The sequence below is a fragment of the Bacteroidales bacterium genome (assembly GCA_022647615.1).
In the GTDB taxonomy this organism is placed as follows: Bacteria; Bacteroidota; Bacteroidia; order Bacteroidales; family UBA932; genus Egerieousia.
The window spans coordinates 129504-149873 of sequence record JALCKZ010000001.1 but is presented as its reverse complement, the minus strand read 5'-3'; the positions used below and the strand labels follow the sequence as shown (position 1 = coordinate 149873).

Here is a 20370-nt window from a genome sequence, read left to right as displayed (position 1 = left end):
CTCACCCGGGGAAGTTATCTCTTTGCCGCTTTTTGTTTCTTTCTAACAATAGTTTGACTTCTGTCGGGACCTACTGAAATAACACTGATAGGTACCTGCAATTCCTTCTCTATGAAGCTGATATATTGTTTGTATGCGGCAGGGAAGTCACTGTCCTTTTTACATTTGCTCAAATCTTTTTTCCAGCCTTTGAACTCTTTGTAAACAGGTTCTATTTTAGCGTAGGTGTCATAAGGAACTCTGTCCGTTTTCTGACCATCTACTTTGTATGCAACTGCAACTTTAATCTTGTCAAAAGTGTCCATCACATCCGCCTTCATCATGATAAGATTGGTTACGCCGTTAAGCATGATTGCATACTTAAGTGCCGGAATATCAAGCCATCCGGTTCTTCTCGGACGTCCGGTTGTTGCGCCGAATTCGCAGCCTCTTTGCCTTAGTTCCTCGCCTGTTTTGTCAAACAATTCAGTAGGGAAAGGACCTGCGCCAACTCTTGTGCAATATGCCTTGAATATTCCGTAAATCTTGCCAATCTTAAGAGGAGAAAGTCCAAGACCTGTGCATGCGCCTGCGCAAATGGTTGAGGATGAAGTTACAAAAGGATACGCGCCAAAATCTACATCCAGCAAAGTTCCCTGTGCTCCCTCTGCAAGTGCATTCTTTGTCTTAAGATATTTGTTCAATTCATACTCGCTGTCTACAATCTGGAACTTCTTAAGATAATTTATAGCATCCATCCACTCTTTCTCATGCTCTTCTGCATTATATTGGAAATCAAATTGTTTAAGGAAAGTTTTATGCTTCTCCTTAAGAGTGTTGAATCTATTTTTAAAATCTTTTGCAAGAATGTCTCCAACTCTAAGTCCGTTGCGCCCCGTCTTATCCATGTAAGTAGGGCCAATGCCTTTCAACGTTGAACCAATCTTTGTCTTCCCTTTGGAAGCCTCTGATGCTGCGTCAATTATTTTGTGGGTAGGGAGGATAAGATGAGCCTTTTTTGAAATTACAACTCTCTTTGTAACAGGTACTCCAAGCGCCTCAATTCCTTTGCATTCCTCTCTGAAAATTATAGGGTCAAGTACAACTCCGTTGCCAACTATGTTGATAGTATTTTTTCTGAATACGCCTGCGGGAACTGAATGAAGAACAAACTTTTTTCCTTCAAAATTCAAAGAGTGACCGGCGTTTGGACCTCCTTGGAATCTGCAAATTACAGGATAATTTTTTGCCAGAACATCAACAATTTTGCCCTTGCCTTCATCACCCCACTGTAATCCTAAAACAACATCAACTTTCATAAGCACAAAAATATTTTAAAGTTAAATTTTTTAATCCCGACAGATTAGAACGGAAGATCATCGGTTGTATCTTCTTCTCCAGGAAAATCCTGAGTTGCAGGAGCTTGTGGCTGCTGCGGCTGAGGCGCCGGAGCTGCATGCTGAGGTGCGTATCCGCCGTTATTCTGCGGCTGCGCAGGGCGCTGCCAATTGTTTTGCTGAGGCTGAGCGCCGCCATTCTGATACCCTCCCTGTGATGCAGGGTTATCTGACTTCCTCCCTACAAGCTGCAATGCATCTGCATAAATCTCAGTTATATACCTTGTCTGATTGTTTTGATCTGTATAGCTTCTGCTCCTAATTTTTCCCTCAACATAAACTTGAGTACCCTTCTTGACATATTTCTCTACTATATCAGCTAATGCTCTCCAGCACACAATGTTATGCCATTCTGTCCTTTCCTGCGGCGCACCGCTTCTGTCCTTAAATCTTTCTGACGTTGCAAGAGTAAAATTTGCAACGGACGCTCCTCCCTCCAGATGTCTAACCTCCGGATCCTTTCCAACATTTCCCAATAAAATTACTTTGTTTACAGACATATTTTTAGATTTTTTTGATTGCGTAAAAGTACTCTTAAATTATTGATTCTGCAAAAAGCCTCATCCTCTCTGCTGACGGTTCCCGGCCTGTAAAAAGCTTGAATCCCGGGATTGCCTGGTTCACCAGCCATTCCAATCCGCCCACGTAGTTTGGGGCTGCGGAGAAAGAGGGGTTTTTATAATTTGCTTCAATCAATAGTACTCCCGACAGGTCACTCTCTTTTAACTCTTCTATTTTCAGCGGCAGCGCATATACTATAACTGCAACGCGTTTAACAATATCTGCCACCTCGTTTAATCCGGCGGATTCTGCTCCTATTTCTGCAGCAAATTCTTTTGCTTTATCTATGGTTCTGTTTGCTATAATGGTTTTGTAGCCAGCGTCTTTTAGTGCCAGTGCGGCTGCTTTCCCAGCACCGCCTACGCCAATTACCATTGCTTTTCTTTCAGCAGAGGGATATAATCTATTTGCCAAAGGCCGCGTGCGGAGCACGCGTGCATCCTCGCGGCGGAAGCCGCGTAAATCACTTGGCAGTGCGGCGCTTTGTGCCGCACTGCTCTGCGCGCAGCGTATGCTCAAGATTTCCCTCACGGCCAAATAATCGGTATTGTAGGAAAAAACTTCTGCCCCCTTGAATAGCAGGGTATTGGCGGCGTGCAGGCGAGTGGTGACGGAGTCCGGACGGGTGACATACTGCATTACGGATTCTTTGAAAGGAGCAGTGACATTGATGCCACTGTATTCGCCATCGTGAACTTTTTGCATTGCCTCCTCAACACTCTGGGATTCAATTAGTTCATATTCATCTGTATTTCCGCTGTAGGCTATTTTGAATAGGGCTGGGCTTAGAGAGTGTTTTATTGGATTTCCTATTAGGGCGAACTTTGACATATTTTATTTGGGAAATTTTATAATATATTGGTTACCAATTGATATTAGAAAATTTTTGTAGAAACAGCGACAGATGATAGCCGTCCCCTAATCCATGGTGGATTTTTACAGAGACCGGCATTAGGATTTTTTTGCCCTTTTTATAAAACCTTCCTGTGACCACGTGTGGGAATGAGGAGTCAAAAGGTGAAAAAGGCTCTGCAATCGCCGTAAAATTTACCCATGGGACACAGGAAAAGCAGATTAAATTCCCATGCATAGTATCCGCCTTGAGGTCTAGACCGTCAGCCATTTCAGCCTGATTTTCAGCTTTTCTAGCCTCCTTAATAAAAGAGTCTATATCGCTGTAGTTGTTAAACCAGGTAAAAGCCAGTGTATTGTTTCTTTTTCTAAGATACGTTGAACCTATACTTGCATTGTCATATAGATAAACTTCCCCGTTTTCTATTCTGTATCTGAAATTTTCTATGCTGTCAGCAATCTTTAACGTGTTGTACAATGTTGTCATGTATAAGGAACGTCCCGTGCTTTGTGCATAATCGTACACCTGGGTAACATCTACGTCTGCAAGCAGTCCCCCCATAGGATATTTAAATTTTGAGAAGTACTCGTATACTTCTTTGCGTTCCCAGTTTTGAATATTAACCTTTGTTTTCATTTATTCTCGTTTATGCTTGACGACCTCTGTCTAAGCGCCTCATAACATAAAATAGCTGCTGATACAGAGACGTTTAGAGAATCCAGTTTCCCCATCATCGGAATCATTATTTTCTCGCTGGCCGCTTTTCTCCAAAACTCAGTAAGCCCGTTTGCCTCGCTTCCCATTACAATTGCGCAGCCTCTCTTCATGTCTGTTTTATAGTACAGTTTTGAATCTTGCAGCTGTGCTGTGTATATTGTTATATTATTGTCTTTTAGCCATTTATAGGCCTCTTCATTTGTGCAGCAGACAACGTTTTGCGTAAAGATTCCTCCAAGACTTGCGCGGATTAAATTTGGATTGTACAGGTCTGTAAGCTCATCGCAAATCAGAACAGCATCCGCTCCGCAGGCATCTGCCGTTCTTAGCAAAGCTCCAAGATTGCCGGGTTTCTCCACACTCTCAACTACTAGAATAAGAGGCTGATAGTTACCTTTCTCATCACACTTTACTTTGAGGTTTATATCCTCCAGCTTTTTTTTCTTCTCTTTAACAACTGCTACAATACCCTCTGTTCCTGCGCGATAGGCAAGCTTGCCATAGACATCTTCTGTTACTTCAAAACAGATTTCATCTATTGCGTGCTTTTTTATCTCATTAAAATTTTTCTCTGAAATTATTTTTGGACAATAAAAAACAGTGCGCAGTTCGTATCCGGCATTAATGCAATCCAGGACTTCTCTAACTCCCTCCACAACAAATAAATGCCTGGCCCTGCGCTCTTTAGATTTCTCATAAAGCTCAAGCGCCTCTTTAATTTTTGGATTCTTTAAAGAAGTGATAAGATTCCTATCGGCATCCGGGGTCATTTGTAAATTTCCTGTCGGGAATAAAAAATTATTTATACTGCTCCGCCTTCATCTGAGGGAAGAACAAAACATCCTGTATAGAGGTCTGGTTGGTCATGAACATTGTAAGGCGGTCCATTCCAATTCCCATTCCGCTTGTTGGAGGCATTCCGTATTCAAGGGCGCGGATGAAATCCATGTCTATGTACATTGCCTCATCATCACCCTTGTCCTTCAGACGCAGCTGATCTCTAAATCTTTCCAGCTGGTCTATAGGGTCATTAAGCTCACTGTATGCATTTGCCAGCTCTTTGCCGCAAACAAATAATTCAAATCTTTCTACAAGAGAATCATCATCTCTCTTCCTCTTTGTAAGCGGAGAAGTGGCTACAGGATAATCAGTTACAAACGTAGGTTGAATCAAGTTCTTTTCACAGAACTCTCCAAACAAAGCATCTATCAGCTTGCCCGCGCCAAAGCTTGGGTCAACCTGAACTTTTAATTTCTTGCATGCATCTCTTAGCTGCTCCTCATTCATTCCCGTTATATCTATGCCTGCATACTCTTTAATTGCCTCAATCATAGGCAGTCTGCGGTATGGACCCTTAAATTCTACCTCTTGCTCTCCAATTTTTAGCTTGGTGGTACCGTTAACAGCTACTGCAACTTTCTCCAACATCTGCTCTACAAATCTCATCATCCAGTTGTAATCTTTATAGGCAACGTAAATTTCCATTGCCGTAAACTCCGGATTATGAGTACGGTCCATGCCTTCATTTCTGAAGTCCTTGCTGAATTCATAAACGCCGGGATAACCGCCAACTATAAGTCTCTTTAAATAAAGCTCATCCGCAATTCTCAGGTACAAATCCATATCCAAAGTGTTGTGGTGAGTTACAAACGGACGTGCGTTGGCTCCGCCGGGAATTGGCTGAAGGATAGGGGTTTCCACTTCCAGGCAGCCATTCTCGTTAAAGAAGCTGCGCATTGTATTGTAAATCTTTGTTCTCTTAACAAAGACATCTCTTGTCTGAGGATTAACAATCAGGTCTACATATCTCTGGCGATAGCGTAGCTCAGGGTCTGCAAATGCGTCATACACAGTACCATCCTTCTCTTTAACTATCGGGAGCACCCTTAATGATTTGCAAAGAAGCTTTATCTCTTTTACATGAATTGTCTTCTGCCCCGTCTGAGTTACAAATGCGTATCCCTTAACTCCGATGAAATCTCCAATGTCCATAAGTTTCTTAAAGACAGTATTGTACATTGTCTTATCTTCTCCCGGGCAAACTTCATCTCTCTTGACATACGCCTGCACTCTTCCAAAAGAATCCTGAATCTCTATGAATGATGCAGCTCCCATAATCCTGCGGCTCATTAGCCTTCCTGCAAGACAAACATTCTTAAAGTGCTCGTAATCCTTGTCATCCTCTCCTGCATTGGGGTTAAACACCTCTACAATTTCTTTAGAAGAACTGTTAACCGGGTATTCCTCTGCGGGATACGGGTTAATTCCCAATTTTCTAAGTTCATCCAGAGATTGTCTTCTTATCTGCTCCTGTTCATTAAGGTTTTGTTCCATCTTTATTCTGTTAATAATAAATTATTTAGACCATTTTTCCAAAGAGGCAAATTTAATATTTTTCTATGATAAAAGAAATATATTCTTTACATTTGCGAACTAGCGATGGATGTAAGAAATATAGAGAAGAAGTGGGTGCTAAGAGAGCCCGGCAACCCTCTTTACACAAGGCAACTTATGCAAGATCTTGGAATTGATGAGGTGCTTGCAAACCTTTTGGTGCAGAGGGGAATAAAAGATTATGCGGAGGCCAGGGACTTCTTCCGCCCCGATTTGAAAATGCTTCATAATCCTTTCTTAATGAAGGACATGGATGTTGCTGTTGAGCGTATTCATACTGCAATTGAGAAAAAAGAACGCATCCTCATCTATGGAGATTATGATGTTGACGGAACTTCTGCAGTTTCTTTGGTTTATTCTTTTCTGAAAACACTCACTGAAAAAGATGAGATAGATTATTATATTCCCGACAGATATGATGAGGGATATGGTATCTCTTTTCATGGAGTTGACTGGGCTGCGGAGCGTAAGTTTAACTTGGTGATAGCGCTTGACTGCGGTATCAAAGAGGCTGATTCTGTGAAGTATGCAAAAGAGAAGGGGATAGATTTTATTATTTGCGACCATCACTTGCAGGGAGATATTCTTCCTCCCGCCGTTGCTGTCCTTGACCCTAAGCGGTCAGACTGTGATTATCCTTTTGATGACCTGTCGGGATGCGGAGTGGGCTTTAAATTAGTCCAGGGTTACGCGCAAAAATATCAGATTCCTTTTGAGAAAATTGAGACTTTGCTGGATTTGGTGGCTGTAAGCATAGCAGCTGATTTAGTGTCAGTTACGGGAGAGAACAGAGTGCTCGCTTATTTTGGATTGAAGAGATTGAATGAGGCTCCGCGCAAGGGACTTCTTGCAATGATAAAACTTTCCGGTTTGGAAAAGCATAAAATCACGATAGATGATATTGTGTTTAAGATTGGTCCAAGAATTAATGCGGCGGGGAGAATGGAGAGCGGAAGGACTGCAGTTGATTTGCTTACATCTCAGAATGAGGCTGATGCAACAAAATTTGGAAAGGAAATTAATGACCATAATAATGAGCGCAAGAACATAGACAGGGAGATTACTAAAGAGGCGATTGAGATTGTGAAGAAGGAGCCCGATTTTGAGAAACTCAATTCTACTGTGGTTTACAATGAGGGATGGCACAAGGGAGTTGTAGGTATTGTCGCAAGCCGCTTGGTAGAAGCATTTTACAGACCTACTATTGTTCTTACAAAATCTTCAAATGGCTTTATTACAGGTTCTGCCAGAAGTATTCCGGGATTTGATTTGTATGAGGCAATTGAATCTTGTTCAGATTTGCTGGAAAATTTTGGAGGCCATGTTTATGCTGCCGGACTTACTCTTAAGGAGGAGAATCTTCCTGAGTTTAAGAGACGCTTTGAAGAGATTGTTACTAAGAAGATTACAAAGGAGATACTTACTCCTATCATAAAAGCCGATTCTTATTTGGAGTTCCATCAAATTACTCCAAAGTTTTTTAGAATTTTGAATCAATTTCAGCCGTTTGGTCCGGGTAATCTTTCTCCTGTTTTTATTACGGAGAATGTTTATGATGACGGTAATGGAAGAAAGGTGGGGAGTCAAAATGGACATTTGAAACTGGAGCTGATTCAAGAGGATGAACCTTATCGTCATTTATCAGCAATAGCATTTAACATGTCGGATTACTTTGACCATCTGGAGGCGGGCAATCCGGTGGATATTTGCTACTCAATTGCAGAGAATTTCTACCGCAGCAGCATTGCCAATGTTCAGCTGAGAATCAAGGATATACGTGAACGCAACGATTTGAGTTTCTAGGAAAATCTTCAAGAAGTAATATAAGGAGATTAACAAGGCATAAAAAATAACAGGCATTTTTGCCTGTTTTTTTTTGCCCGCGCGGAGCGCGTGCAGCTTCGCGGCGGAGCCGCGTAAACCACTAATTGCCAGTGCGCTTTGTGCGCTGGCAACTCGTATAGTACTATCTTTTTACTATATTAGGCAGATTAACACAAATTGTGTAAAACTCCACTAAACCTTCGTATTGTGTCCATAATTTATTTAACGGTTTGTTAAAATCATTTACTACCTCATTATCAACTGACTCCTTGGGATATATGATAACGCATGGCACCACTTCTTTATAGTCTGCGTTTAGTTGATTGAGTATTGCATTGTCGCGAGCATATCCTGACAACTGCCGAATTACATAAGTATCCAAATGTATATCACTATCAGGAATGTACTTGGTATCCAAAATCAACTTATGTGACTTACACAAGAAATCAGGATATCCGGTCTGTCCTTCAGCTTGATAGATTATATCGTCAGGATACGATGCAGACAATAATCCATAAACATAGTGCTCATATAGCAATGGCATATCAATCCAAAATACTGGCACAAAATCATGGTTTTTACCTTCTTTGGTAATGCTGAAATCATATCTTTTTAAAATGAGTTTTGCCAACTTTATACTCTCTTCATACTCTTTGAAAAGTTTATGATGTTTAATCATTGAGACCTCATGTTGCTCTATCGTGTTACCAACTCCACTCATTACAGCTAGGCATTTGCGCAAGATATTGATAGCCCCTTCTGATTGTTGTGGTTGTATTTTTTGTAGAATCACTTGCGATATTATAAGAGCTTTTTTAATGATTCTATTTTCCGGGATATCCTCTGAATATTCTTGATAATTACAGTAAAATCGGTCAAGTCTTCTTGTCAACACATTAGTTTTTTCGTTCTTACGAATATCCAGCCTGCCTTTAACTTTATGCATGTTCCCATCCCTATTCACATAATCTTTTTTTAAGCCTTTTGCTATAAGAGATTTAGTTACGGCAAGAAAATGAAGGACAATTAAAGGGCTTAAAATACTGTCAAGTTCTTGACATTCAATTTCCTTCTTTGAGGTATCAATATGGTAAATCTTAGAAAATGAGTCTTCAGCTAAATTACTGTAGAAACAGGACATAAACATTTTTAAAAAATCTATGTGTTCAATTTTTGGTACAACTGCTACGGGAATTTGATCATGCTCAGTATTTATCCACTGAGCACCTATCATATAAGATGCTCTATAACCGGGCTTATTATCAAGCCCTTCCCATTGAATAAAATAACGCTGATTGAAATCCGAGGTACCAGGAGGAAATAGGGGAAAACCATTCCCTAGCCTCGAATCATATTTAAGATATGATACTTTATCTGGAAAACAATCATGTTCATGAATGACCTTAGTTGTTCTCATCAGACTATTGACTTAATGGGAGTAGATTTGTCCAATTATCGAAATAGTCTTTCGTGTCTTTATCTGTTGTCTTGGGCTGACGAAGTATACCATCCTTAATGTATTCTTTGATTAAAGGGATCACTCCATAGCTTATTTTCATCTTAAGTTCTTTTTCACTTTCAGCAAGAAAATAACTATGTCCTACCATTAAATCCTCTATATTCATATCATCCGCCTTGTAGCTCTTAATGAAATTAAATACGTCATCAAATAGTGTTGCAGCTTCTTGAGCAATATTTGAACCTTGATTCTCCACAATATTTTTCTGAGAAGGCAATGTTTTGAATACAAAACGTCTACGTAGCGCATAATCCAATGTGCCAGTGCTTCTGTCTGTAGTATTCATCGTCCCTATAATGTACACATTGTTAGGCACTCCGAAATCAACTTTTGAGTATGTTAGTGGAATAGTTAGTGGATGTGTGCTGAGGAGCCTCTTATCTTTTTCAATCAATGTTATTAATTCGCCAAAGATTTTCGAAACATTACCACGATTTATTTCATCGATAATAAGGACATACTTTTTATCCGGATTCCCTTTTGCTACAGCACATATTTTTTTAAAGATTCCATCTTCCAATTGATAGGCTATGTTTTTATCTTTTACAATAGGCCTTAGACCTTCTACAAAATCTTCATAATCCATTGATTGGTGGAATGTTATGAAAGCAATTTGTTCGTTTTTTCTCAGGTCTTCATATTTTTTCATTACTTCGCTATGGTCATTAAAATTCACAAAATTGTCGTCAATGAGAGCTACTGCTATTGATGCAGAATTGTATGTTTTTCCTGTACCGGGAGCACCTTGCAATATTAAATTGCGATTAGTCTCCAAAAGGTACTTGCATGAATCTATATTTGTTTCCATTTCTTTGTCTTGGTTTGAAAGTATTTTTGTAAAGGCTACTATATGTATAACTTGCGGGTATTTAGCACCATTATAAGTCTTAAAATTTTCGATGTCAATTGGTGAAGTTAGTTTCTCAAATTTGCTTGCAAGAAAAACAATTGCCGCATGTTTATCACCATCACTATAGTCTTTAAAATTATCTTTAAATTCTACAGGTTCAGGTTCATATTGCCTCCAGTTGTTGGCCTTTTTAGTATAATTTTTTTCAACAGCGAAATCTATTACTGTGGCCTTATATGTCGCATAATTTTGACTTACAAAGTATACAACAAAGGTGCCTCCAGCTTCTACAATTGAGGATAATTTTTTAATGACATCTGCTCTATCAACGGGGCTTGTATTCCACCATAGACAAGCGTGCTTATTAGCCTTCATATCGTTTATATAGGAGTCTTTCCAGGAGTCATTAGAATCACGGCAAATCAGTCCTTGAATATCTCTGCTATCCCATAGCGTTTTTAATCCATAGATTAGCCTTGAATAAAAGTATGTGTTGTTTTCGTCATTTTCGCACTGGCAAAACTTTTCAAAATATGCTTTAGCCTCAGTTGCAAAAGTCGTTCTGTCATATCCTTTTTCAAAGAAGAATTTTGCGATAAGTGATTTATGCTGCTCGCTTAAAATAGGCAGATGGTTCCTTGGATCTTCAATGTAGTTGAATAGGTTAGTCATCGTGTCCGTTACGCTTTTAGGGTCCAGTTTGTACTTTAATAATTGGCTAATCCAGTTATTTTGATAAACGCCAACTTGCGCGATAGCTCGGTGGTCTTGATATTCGTTTATATCATTTTTATCCTTTGCTTTAGTGTCACAATGGGCAACAAACTTAAATAAGGTATCCCTAATATTTGAAATATCTTCTCTTTTACTAAAATCCTTGTAATCTAAAGAAATAAGTTCTGTAATCAACTTACCATCAATCTGTAAGCTTTTCCATTGATTCCATGCATCTCTAGCTTTTGCGAAATAGAATTCTTTAGAGGAGGAGATGTTTTCATACAATGGTTTATTATTCCTTAATTCGTCTTCGATTTTATTTTTAATATCCATTGCTAGCTGTCTTTTTTACCTGATTCCTTTAATTTTAGAGAGCGTACTTTATTTCATTCAATAACAAAGTTAACAAATAACGTTAGTAATTAAACCCAAATTGCCACAGCGGGATAACGTCTCCGTGTCCGACCTCAATGTCATCCTTGACCACAAAACCATTGCTGATATTTTCTATCTGCTTATGTCCTTTTTTGTGACCTCCAATTTCAAAGGTATATTTATCTACTTTAAAATCAGACGCCTTTGATGAGGTTACATCATTCATTACTCGCATTTGATTATAAAAAAAGGTCTCTCTGATATTGCCAATTTCAGGCTTATCTCCTGATAAAACATACATTAGACTAGGATTATCTACATAAACTTTTTCAACTTTGCCCAAACCACGCATTCCTCCGGTGTTGTCTCTAAGTTGTCCAATCATGCCTGTTTTTTCCAGCATAATCAAATAGTCAGAGATATTATTTTTACTAACCCCGATTTCTTTTGCCATGTTGTCTGCGTTTGGTTTAAAAGGAGCAAGAGTGGAAATAATAGAAAGCATCCTTTTCAATTTTTTTGCAGTAACTGCTTTCATGTCTGTGTACATAGGTATGTCATTTTCAATAGTTTGAGTAATGACCTGTTCCATTCGTATTGCAAAACTTCCCTCCATTGCAAAAGGATAGTAGCCCTGTTTAAGATATTTTCTGAAAAGAGGCAGCGGGTGTTGGATGCCTTTAATTTTAACTTTATGTGCTAGAATCTCCTCTAGAGTGTAAACTCTGACATCAACATTTTGATATAATGCCAGATACTCTCTGAAGGACATTCCCTGCATTTCATACATTACCACACGTCTGCTTAAATCTGCTTTGCCTTTGTATATGTCTAATATAGAGGAACCTGTAAAAACTATATGCAAATCAGGGTGAACATCATAAACTTGTTTTAATTCTCTTGACCATCCAGAATATTTATGAATTTCATCTATGTATAAATTAGTTCCGCCTTCCTTAACAAAATCATCGGCCAATTCTAGAATAGTATGATTTGCAAAATAAATATTGTCAGCAGCTACATATAAGTGATTCCCAGTGTATTGATGTGCTATGAGATATTGTAGCATCATTGTGGTCTTTCCAATTCCTCTTGGACCAATAATGCCAATCAATCTGTCACCCCAATTGATTTGACTGTACTTGTAGCGGTTGAATTTTGTCGGTGTTGCTTTAATCTTTTCCGACATGTATGCATATAATGAATCCTCTATCATGGCTTTAAGATTTGTTGCAAATATAAATAAAAATCCCTCAATGAGTGCTTTTTTTGCAAAAAATCTCCCTCAATAAGGGATTTTTTACTGCAACCTGTTTTACAGGTTGCTGAAGCAATGCGCTACAAAGCAGCAAGTACAGCCCGCTGCGCGGGCTGCAGCAATGCGCTACAAAGCAGCGCATTGCCTTGTGGTTAACACCGCTGCCGCGGTGAAGGAGGCACGCGCCTTTGGCGCGGCGTTCGCGACTTTGCCGCTCCGCTTGGGGACATTGATATTACCTGTTAGGTAATCTTTTTAGGATTTCTTCTGCTATGGATTTTTTATCCCAGATGGTGGTATCTACCTGGAGTTTAGAGCATTGTAGATAAGATGGTTCTCTTTTGGCAAGCATGGTTTTTACCCACGATTCTGTATCTGCTTCTCCTTTGGCGGCAAAGACGGGGCGCTGACTTGCCGTGTCTTTTAATCTGAAAGCCAGCTCTTTAATTGTACAGGTGAGATAGATGCAAAAAGTTTTCTCTTTGATGAGCTTTTTGCACTCAGGATTCATTGGCGTTCCGCCGCCGAGAGATAGAATTAGATTTTTATCCCGGTAATCTGCGATAATCTTTTTTAGCGCATTTAATTCCGTTGCCCGGAATTTTTCTTCTCCATTTTTTGCAAAATATTCAGAAACGGTACATCCTTCCTGCGTCTCTATATAACTGTCCAAGTCAATGACTTGCGTTTTTAACTCATTGGCTAGGTAACGCCCCATGCCGCTTTTGCCGCATGACATAAAACCGCATAAAGAAAGTATCATAAACTATCGTGAATTAAAATAGAGTAGGGTCTCCGTTATCATCAGATGGCTGGTTATCACCTGGTTGCTCAGGTGTGTCATCCGGGATATCTTCCGGAGTATCAGGTTCTTCCTCAGATGCAGTTTCTTCCGGGACATCCGTTTCTTCCGGCTCCGGCATGTCTTCATCCAGCTCAACCGGCTCTATCAAACCAACTTTTTCTACCTCTACGCCGGTAAGTTTTCTTCCCTTCGCCTTCCAGCCTTTCTTCTCTACAAACTGGTCAATATCAACAATTTCATTCTCCTCTTTTGTGGTCTCGACAGCTTTTTTGCCGCGTCCTGTTTTCTGCTTAACCAGGAACTGGACAATTGCCTTTGTACCAGGCTTGTCTGTAAGTCTCTCTAGGTAAGACCCTTCTGCCTCTGATATGAAAATATTTGTAGGGTTATTATTAACCTCAAAACAGAATCTCTTAATGTAGAACTTCTTTGTCTCGCCGTCATAATAGACTGCTGCAAAGACCTTTTCAGGATTCATTTTCTCTATCCTCAGGATTTCTCCCTGATAGTGGTTTGTCAAATCAAAATTGGTTGTACAATAGGTGCCATCTTTGTAGACAGCAAGAATCATATCACCTTCATGGAATTTTCCAAGATATAATCCGTGATTATCTTCATTCAGACGGTTGATGTCTTTATCAAACCAAAGAGGTTTATCTCCAAGCGTAGATGCGCCCGCGGACCTTAATAGAACTTTGGTTACTGCGTTCTTTGTCAATATGTTGCCGCGTGACCCGCGCCCCTTGACGGCAAGCTGTGCAAAGTCGTAATCAAAGATAAGCTTCTTAAGTTTTGGTCTTGGACGCAGCATAACTTTCACTGTCTCAGCTTCTCCGTTAGGATTGGCAGTAAACCAAAGAACTGTTGAATCTGCCTTGCCCTGAGTTAAATCATACTCTTTGTCTCTTGTAACTGCAGGAACCGCAAATCTTTTTACAAAGCATGAACCGTTTTTGCCGTCCCTGTAAATTGCATTGTATATGGTTCTTACATCATTCTTTACAAATACTCCGGCATGAATTATATCCTTGCCAACAAATGTTTTGTCAGATATTTTTGTGACAATATATTTACCGCTCTTAAGGAAAACTATTATATCATCAATGTCTGAACAGTCGCAGATGAATTGTGCGTTCTCATCCTTTTTAAGCTGCATTCCTACAAAACCTTCTGCATAATTTGCGTAAAGTTTTGCATTTGATACGGCAACTTTTGTGGCCTGAATTGTTTCAAAATTTGCAATTTCAGTCCTGCGCGGAAAGTTCTCCCCGTATTTTTTCTTAAGGGCCAGGTAATAGTCTATCGTGAACTGCGTCAAAGAGTTAAGGTGCTTCTTTATACCCTTCATCTCGCTCTCTGCCTTAGCAATTTTTGCATTGCACTCTTTAACGTCAAATTTGGAAATTTTACGTACGGGCTTCTCAACAAGCTTTTGGATATCTTCCATCGTGATAGGCTGTTGCAGCCGTTCCTGATATGCAAGCATTGCCTTGTGAATTTCAGAAAGCTGTGATTCCCAGCTCTTTGAGTCTTTCTCCAATAACTTATATTTCTTCTCTTCAAAGAAAATTTTCTCAAGCGAAAGATAGTGCCATGTATCCTGCAGCTCCTGGAGTTTAATCTCAAGTTCTTGCTTTAGAAGCTCTTTTGTTCTATCTGCGTTGACCTTAAGAACTTCCGTTACGGTTAAGAATTGAGGCTTGTTATCCTTTATGACACAAGTGTTTGGAGAAATTGAAACCTCGCAGTCCGTAAATGCGTAAAGTGCGTCAATTGTCTTATCAGGGGAGACATCGCTATTTAAAGTGATTACGATATCTGCATTTTTTGCAGAATCATCATCAGCTCTTTTAATCTTTATCTTCCCTTTATCATAAGCCGCCTTTATGCTCTTAATAATATCCTTTGAGTTTTTGCCGTAAGGAATTTCTGTAATCTCGATAGTTTTTTTATCAACTCTGGCAATTTTGGCTCTGACCTTTACAACCCCTCCGCGCTTGCCGTCATTGTAGCGGCTGACATCTATCATCCCTCCGGAAGGGAAGTCCGGATATAGCTGAAAATCTTTGCCTTGCAGATATGCAACGGCAGCATCTATCAATTCATTAAAGTTATGCGGAAGAACTTTGCAATTTAATCCTACGGCAATTCCGTCTGCTCCTTGCTGAAGCAATAATGGAAATTTAACGGGCAATGTAACGGGTTCTCTATTGCGTCCGTCGTAAGACTTCATCCACTCTGTTGTCTTTGGGTTGAAGACTACGTCATTAGCAAAATTGCTAAGCCGCGCCTCAATGTAACGTCCGGCGGCGGCATCATCTCCCGTAACTGTATTTCCCCAGTTTCCCTGACAATCTATAAGGAGATTTTTTTGTCCCATCTGCACAAGGGCGTCCATAATGGAGGCATCTCCGTGCGGGTGAAATTGCATTGTCTGACCTGCGATGTTGGCAACTTTGTTAAAGCGCCCATCATCCATCAGCTTCATTGTATGCAAGATACGGCGTTGAACAGGTTTCAGCCCGTCCAGGATATGCGGAACCGCGCGGTCCAGAATTACGTATGAAGCGTAATCCAGGAACCAGTTCTTGTACATTCCTGTGATTTTGTACTTATTCTCTCCCTCTGCAATAAGTTTTGTGAACTTTCCGGAAGCCTCCCCATCTACAACAGCATCTTGAGCTGCGTCCTCTGCGGAATATCCTTCATCTTCTGTATGCTTATCTTGCTCATCATCAGTCTCTCCGGACCTTATTTCATCATCTTCTGCCATGTCGTCTCCGTTAAATTAAATGGTCGGCAAAGTTATAAAAAATCTCTTATTTGGACTTTTCACGCAAATCAACAAATTTGATTGGCTTGCGGCTCATTGGCGGAAACATCTCCTTTGAGATTAGGTCTTCCGGCTCTATTGAAATGTCCGGGGCAACGCGCACCTTTGAGCGGAAACTATCCTTCACTCTCTTGATAAAAGAGTCGGAAGCATCTGATCCGCCAATTCTTACGCGAATGCTGTCTGTTCCAATTGAGTTAGTGTAGACTTCTATGATGTAGTTCTTAATTCCTGGTATGTTATCCAGCACGTCATTAAGCGCGGGAGGATAAAGGGTTGTCCCTTTGTACTTTATCATTTGTCCAAGACGTCCTACAACAGGAGTCAGTCTTATGGTATTTCTGCCGCACTTGCATTTACCTGATACTCTATCACATATATCTCCGGTCTTAAATCTCAGCAGCGGCATTCCGGTAACACCCAGCGTTGTAATTGTAACATCCCCGGGAGTCCCTTCCGGAACCGGATTATTATTTTCATCCAGGAATTCAACAATGATTAGCTCCGGCTGCAGATGTCCTCCGCACTGATACTTGCACTCTGTGAATGAAGATTGCATCTCAGTTGATGCATAGGTGGAGTGCATCTCCAGATTTGGCCACCTGTCGTGAATACGCTGTCCTAACTTATTGAGAGTGAAATCACTATTGCGCAAGGATTCTCCAATGCAAACCGCCTTTTTTATAGAGCACTTTGTAACATCTATGCCGTTTTTATCTGCGTAGTCAATTAGCTTGAGAATAAATGATGGAACTACCATGCAGAAAGTAGGGTGCACGCGGTTAATCGTATCCCATTGAAGTTCAGGGATTCCGTTGCCCACTCTTATAATTCCGCATCCAAGCTGCCTCGCCCCCATGTAGTATGCAAACCCTGCCATGAACCTTCTGTCCATTGTGGTCATAAGCTGCATAATATCTTTTTTTGTAATCCCGACAGTAGTGAATGAGAGGAATTCATTATAGGCCAGGCGCTGCAAGTCATTCTCCGTCAAGGCAAAAGTGACAGGGTCTCCAAGAGTGCCGGACGTTGTAACGTAGTCTATAACCTCTCCCTTTGGAACGCACAGAAAATCATTGCCATACATTTGCAACTCTTTTTTTGTGGTAACAGGGATTTGCTGCAAGTCCTCAATCTTTCTGATTTTGGAAATGTCTATCTTACTCTTTTTGAATAGATTCTTGTAGTATTTAGAATTAGCCTGCAGGTTTTTTAGTTCTTCTCTCATTCCCGCTTCCTGAAAGGCTTTGATTTCAGCGGGGGATTTAAATTGAATATTACTATCTTTTCTCATGATTCTATTCATAGCGCAGCGCTTCTATAGGGTCAAGCGCGGCGGCACGTTTTGCAGGAAGATAACCGCTTGATATGCCAACAATTAGGCAAATCACAATTGCAAGCAGCATCCACATCCAAGGCATAACAAAATTAGCTTTCATCAGCGCGGCCACTGCGTTTCCGGCAGCCACTCCAAGTACAATTCCAAGAAGGCAGCCTATCTGCGCAATTACTATTGATTCAAATAAAAACTGTTGTCTTATCATTTTTGATGAAGCTCCAATTGCCTTGCGTACACCTATTTCCGATGTTCTCTCTTTAACCGATACAAGCATTATGTTCATCAATCCTACTGCTGCTCCAAGCAGAGTAATAAGGCCTATGACAGCTGCAATTATTGTAATTGTTCCCAGGGTTTTGCCGGACTGTTTTAGCATTGACTCATTGCGGTCAATTGTGAAATCATCCTCATCCATAGGACTTAAGCGGCGCACTCCTCGGAAAATTTGTTCCGCTTTATCATACACGGGAGACATATCCTCAAGCGCAATTCTTGGCTGAACTCCAATCTCATAAGAGGCGTTATCCCCAAAAAAATAGGAGCGCGCATTAGTGACCGGAACAATTATGCTTTGGTCTGCACCGCCTCCGCCAAATCCTTGTCCTTTGCTTGCAAGCAATCCAATTACTCTATATTTAACTCCCTCCAAATCAACTGATTGTCCTACCGCATGCTCTCCCGGTTTAAATACCGTGGAAACAACGCCGGACCCAAGCAAACAGACAAAAGCGGCGCCTTTAATATCTTGCTGTGAAAAATTTCTTCCCTCCGCTATTTGCGCATTTGAATATGGAACGTAATCTTCATCGGCGCCATACAATTCAACTCTTGGGGAGGTGCTTAATGAGCCTCTCTTAACGGTTTTTGCTTCGGCGTAATTGTAAACGCTTACAAACGCCGGTATATCATATTGTCTTTTAAATTCTTCCGCCTGAAAATAGGTGATGTTTGAATTGTTTCTTATTCTTCCGCTTTTGATAGAAGAGCCCCCAAAATATTGCTGAGAAATTGTAAATGAGCTTGCTCCGAGCTTTTCAAAACTGGAGCTGACTTCGCTTTTTAATGAGTCCGTAGCCGTCAGAATACCCACTAGAGAGGTAATTCCTATCGCGACTATAAGAATTGTAAGAGCAGACCGCAGCCTGTTGTTTTTAATAGAACGCAGCGCAACCCTCAGATTCTCCCGCACTAATGGCGATATCCTCCAAAACTTTTTCACAAAAATCCTTCTTGCCATGTCTTAAAATTTTAACGTCTGTAAAAATAGGAAATAATCTTTTATTGGCATACATTTGCCGCCGATTATATTTATAAAATGGAAAAGGAATTTAGACCAAGGCGCTCTGACTCAAAGAGTACAGGACGCAGCTACGGACACAGAAAGTTCTCAGCCGGGGAAGGCTCAGGACGTCCGCAGAGAAGGAGTTTTCATCACGACAGAGATGATAAAGGTGAAGGCTCAGATGAGAAACCGCGCAGAAGTTTCAGAGGAACGCGCGATGGAGGTGACCGTCCAAGAAGAAGTTTTGGCGGTTCGCGTGACGGAGGTGACAGACCAAGAAGGAGTTACGGGAGTTCACGTGACGGAGGAGATAGACCAAGAAGGAGCTTTGGAGATAAGCCGAGGAGTTTTGGAGACAGACCTTTCAGAAGGAAATTTGATGATGACAAGGAGGGGGGAGAGCACAGAGAAAGAAAGAGTTACGGAGATAAACCAAGAACATTTGGCGACCGTCCAAGAAGAAGTTTTGGCGGCTCACGTGATGGAGGCGACCGTCCAAGAAGAAGTTTTGGGGATAAGCCGAGGAGTTTTGGAGACAGACCTTTCAGAAGAAAATTTGATGATGACAAGGAGGGAGGAGAGCACAGAGAGAGAAGGAGTTACGGAGATAAACCAAGAACATTTGGAGACCGTCCAAGAAGAAGCTTTGGCGGTTCACGTGATGGAGGCGACAGACCTCGCAGAAGCTTTGGCGGTTCACGAGACGGAGGCGACAGACCAAGAAGAAGTTTTGGAGATAGAGACAGGAAGCCGCGCAGGGATTTTGATGCAGAGAGAGCTGCCCGCAGGGAGGAGATGAATGAGAGCAGAATAGACAGATTCCAAGAGAACGGGGATGAGACTTTGGATAAGCAGCGCTCTTACGTTCAGGAATATACCCCTAAACCAAGACAGCCAAAGGCTGCTGGAGAAGAGGGAACTCGTTTAAATAAGTTTATTGCAAATTCAGGAATTTGTTCCAGAAGAGAGGCTGATGATTTTATCACAGCCGGAGTGGTTTCTATTAATGATCAGGTAATTACTGAGCTTGGAACAAAAGTTTTTCAGAATGATGTTGTTAAGTTCAATGGTGAGGTTATTAAGGGCGAACAGAAAGTTTACATCTTAATGAATAAGCCAAAAGATTATGTTACAACAACTTCTGACCCTCATGCGGAAAAGACCGTAATGGATTTGGTGGAGGGCAAATGTGCTGAGAGAGTATATCCTGTCGGGAGACTAGATAGAGAGACAACGGGCGTGCTGCTGCTGACAAATGACGGAGAACTCACAGAACAGCTGACACATCCTTCTTATGAGAAGAAAAAAATCTATCAGGTCTTTTTGGATAAGAATCTGAAAAAGGATGATTTTGAGAAGATTGTAAACGGTATTGAACTGGAAGACGGACCTATTAATGCTGATGCGCTTTCATATATAGATGAAGATGAGAGCCAGCTTGGAATAGAAATCCATACCGGCAGAAACAGAATTGTCAGGAGAATTTTTGAGAGTCTTGGATATAAAGTTAAGAAGCTGGACCGTGTTTATTTTGCGGGACTTACAAAGAAGGGACTAAGACGCGGACAGTGGAGATTCCTTACTCAGCAGGAGATAGGGATGCTCAAGATGGGCTCTTACAAGTAACAGGTAATATTGCTGCAACTAAATGAATATCAGATGGCTGT

General features: G+C 40.8%; 15 protein-coding genes. 2 read left to right on the top strand and 13 right to left on the bottom strand.

Annotation, left to right across the window (positions count from 1 at the left end):
• Positions 1 to 14: 14 nt before the first annotated feature.
• Genes LKM37_00660 through lysS form a run of 6 tightly spaced genes read right to left on the bottom strand, consistent with a single transcriptional unit; the run spans position 15 to position 5841 of the window.
• Positions 15 to 1298: an adenylosuccinate synthase gene (locus tag LKM37_00660; GenBank protein ID MCI1719539.1), complete on the bottom strand. Its 1284-nt coding sequence runs from the start codon at positions 1296 to 1298 to the stop codon at positions 15 to 17.
• Positions 1299 to 1342: 44 nt separating this feature from the next.
• Positions 1343 to 1876 carry a single-stranded DNA-binding protein gene (locus LKM37_00655; GenBank protein ID MCI1719538.1) on the bottom strand — a complete coding sequence of 178 codons (534 nt, stop codon included), beginning with the start codon at positions 1874 to 1876 and terminating at the stop codon, positions 1343 to 1345.
• Positions 1877 to 1910: 34 nt separating this feature from the next.
• Positions 1911 to 2768, bottom strand: a complete 858-nt coding sequence (locus tag LKM37_00650; protein MCI1719537.1) for an NAD(P)-binding domain-containing protein — start codon at positions 2766 to 2768, stop codon at positions 1911 to 1913.
• Positions 2769 to 2799: 31 nt separating this feature from the next.
• A complete protein-coding gene (locus LKM37_00645) occupies positions 2800 to 3426 on the bottom strand; it encodes a CatA-like O-acetyltransferase (GenBank protein MCI1719536.1) in 627 nt (208 codons plus the stop codon).
• Positions 3423 to 4277, bottom strand: coding sequence for an RNA methyltransferase (locus tag LKM37_00640; GenBank protein MCI1719535.1), 855 nt, complete (start codon positions 4275 to 4277; stop codon positions 3423 to 3425). The genes LKM37_00645 and LKM37_00640 overlap by 4 nt, the downstream gene beginning before the upstream one ends.
• Positions 4278 to 4305: 28 nt before the next feature.
• Positions 4306 to 5841, bottom strand: a complete 1536-nt coding sequence (gene lysS / locus LKM37_00635; GenBank protein MCI1719534.1) for a lysine--tRNA ligase — start codon at positions 5839 to 5841, stop codon at positions 4306 to 4308.
• A gap of 105 nt (positions 5842 to 5946) precedes the next feature.
• Here lysS and recJ point away from each other — a divergent pair, with 105 nt between their 5' ends.
• The gene (gene recJ, locus LKM37_00630) at positions 5947 to 7704 is read left to right on the top strand and encodes a single-stranded-DNA-specific exonuclease RecJ (protein ID MCI1719533.1); all 1758 of its coding nucleotides are present in this window, start codon (positions 5947 to 5949) and stop codon (positions 7702 to 7704) included.
• 163 nt (positions 7705 to 7867) lie between these two features.
• On the opposite strand, the gene LKM37_00625 is transcribed toward recJ, so the two are convergent.
• From LKM37_00625 to LKM37_00595, 7 genes are all read right to left on the bottom strand, one after another.
• Positions 7868 to 9142 (bottom strand): McrC family protein, encoded by a 1275-nt coding sequence (locus tag LKM37_00625; GenBank protein MCI1719532.1) that lies wholly within the window; start codon positions 9140 to 9142, stop codon positions 7868 to 7870.
• Positions 9143 to 9146: 4 nt separating this feature from the next.
• On the bottom strand, positions 9147 to 11144 hold the full coding sequence (locus tag LKM37_00620; GenBank protein MCI1719531.1) for an AAA family ATPase: 1998 nt from the start codon (positions 11142 to 11144) through the stop codon (positions 9147 to 9149).
• Between the two features lie 82 nt (positions 11145 to 11226).
• Positions 11227 to 12402 carry an AAA family ATPase gene (locus tag LKM37_00615; GenBank protein ID MCI1719530.1) on the bottom strand — a complete coding sequence of 392 codons (1176 nt, stop codon included), beginning with the start codon at positions 12400 to 12402 and terminating at the stop codon, positions 11227 to 11229.
• Positions 12403 to 12679: 277 nt separating this feature from the next.
• On the bottom strand, positions 12680 to 13207 hold the full coding sequence (locus LKM37_00610; GenBank protein ID MCI1719529.1) for a hypothetical protein: 528 nt from the start codon (positions 13205 to 13207) through the stop codon (positions 12680 to 12682).
• A gap of 13 nt (positions 13208 to 13220) precedes the next feature.
• Positions 13221 to 16022, bottom strand: coding sequence for a DNA gyrase/topoisomerase IV subunit A (locus LKM37_00605; GenBank protein MCI1719528.1), 2802 nt, complete (start codon positions 16020 to 16022; stop codon positions 13221 to 13223).
• Between the two features lie 46 nt (positions 16023 to 16068).
• On the bottom strand, positions 16069 to 17376 hold the full coding sequence (locus LKM37_00600) for an AMP-binding protein (GenBank protein MCI1719527.1): 1308 nt from the start codon (positions 17374 to 17376) through the stop codon (positions 16069 to 16071).
• Positions 17377 to 17380: 4 nt separating this feature from the next.
• Positions 17381 to 18658, bottom strand: coding sequence for an ABC transporter permease (locus tag LKM37_00595; GenBank protein MCI1719526.1), 1278 nt, complete (start codon positions 18656 to 18658; stop codon positions 17381 to 17383).
• A 78-nt stretch (positions 18659 to 18736) separates the two neighbouring features.
• Between LKM37_00595 and LKM37_00590 the strand changes: the two genes are divergently transcribed.
• Complete coding sequence (locus LKM37_00590) at positions 18737 to 20329, top strand: pseudouridine synthase (protein ID MCI1719525.1); 1593 nt, start codon at positions 18737 to 18739, stop codon at positions 20327 to 20329.
• Positions 20330 to 20370 lie beyond the last annotated feature (41 nt).

Bases quoted from the DNA above. Each gene is read 5' to 3' on its own strand.
- LKM37_00645 (MCI1719536.1), bottom strand. From the start codon at position 3,426: ATGAAAACAAAGGTTAATATTCAAAACTGGGAACGCAAAGAAGTATAC.
- LKM37_00620 (MCI1719531.1), bottom strand. From the start codon at position 11,144: ATGGATATTAAAAATAAAATCGAAGACGAATTAAGGAATAATAAACCA.
- LKM37_00625 (MCI1719532.1), bottom strand. From the start codon at position 9,142: ATGAGAACAACTAAGGTCATTCATGAACATGATTGTTTTCCAGATAAA.
- LKM37_00605 (MCI1719528.1), bottom strand. From the start codon at position 16,022: ATGGCAGAAGATGATGAAATAAGGTCCGGAGAGACTGATGATGAGCAA.
- LKM37_00600 (MCI1719527.1), bottom strand. From the start codon at position 17,376: ATGAGAAAAGATAGTAATATTCAATTTAAATCCCCCGCTGAAATCAAA.
- LKM37_00615 (MCI1719530.1), bottom strand. From the start codon at position 12,402: ATGATAGAGGATTCATTATATGCATACATGTCGGAAAAGATTAAAGCA.
- lysS (MCI1719534.1), bottom strand. From the start codon at position 5,841: ATGGAACAAAACCTTAATGAACAGGAGCAGATAAGAAGACAATCTCTG.
- recJ (MCI1719533.1), top strand. From the start codon at position 5,947: ATGGATGTAAGAAATATAGAGAAGAAGTGGGTGCTAAGAGAGCCCGGC.
- LKM37_00610 (MCI1719529.1), bottom strand. From the start codon at position 13,207: ATGATACTTTCTTTATGCGGTTTTATGTCATGCGGCAAAAGCGGCATG.
- LKM37_00595 (MCI1719526.1), bottom strand. From the start codon at position 18,658: ATGGCAAGAAGGATTTTTGTGAAAAAGTTTTGGAGGATATCGCCATTA.
- LKM37_00660 (MCI1719539.1), bottom strand. From the start codon at position 1,298: ATGAAAGTTGATGTTGTTTTAGGATTACAGTGGGGTGATGAAGGCAAG.
- LKM37_00590 (MCI1719525.1), top strand. From the start codon at position 18,737: ATGGAAAAGGAATTTAGACCAAGGCGCTCTGACTCAAAGAGTACAGGA.
- LKM37_00655 (MCI1719538.1), bottom strand. From the start codon at position 1,876: ATGTCTGTAAACAAAGTAATTTTATTGGGAAATGTTGGAAAGGATCCG.
- LKM37_00650 (MCI1719537.1), bottom strand. From the start codon at position 2,768: ATGTCAAAGTTCGCCCTAATAGGAAATCCAATAAAACACTCTCTAAGC.
- LKM37_00640 (MCI1719535.1), bottom strand. From the start codon at position 4,277: ATGACCCCGGATGCCGATAGGAATCTTATCACTTCTTTAAAGAATCCA.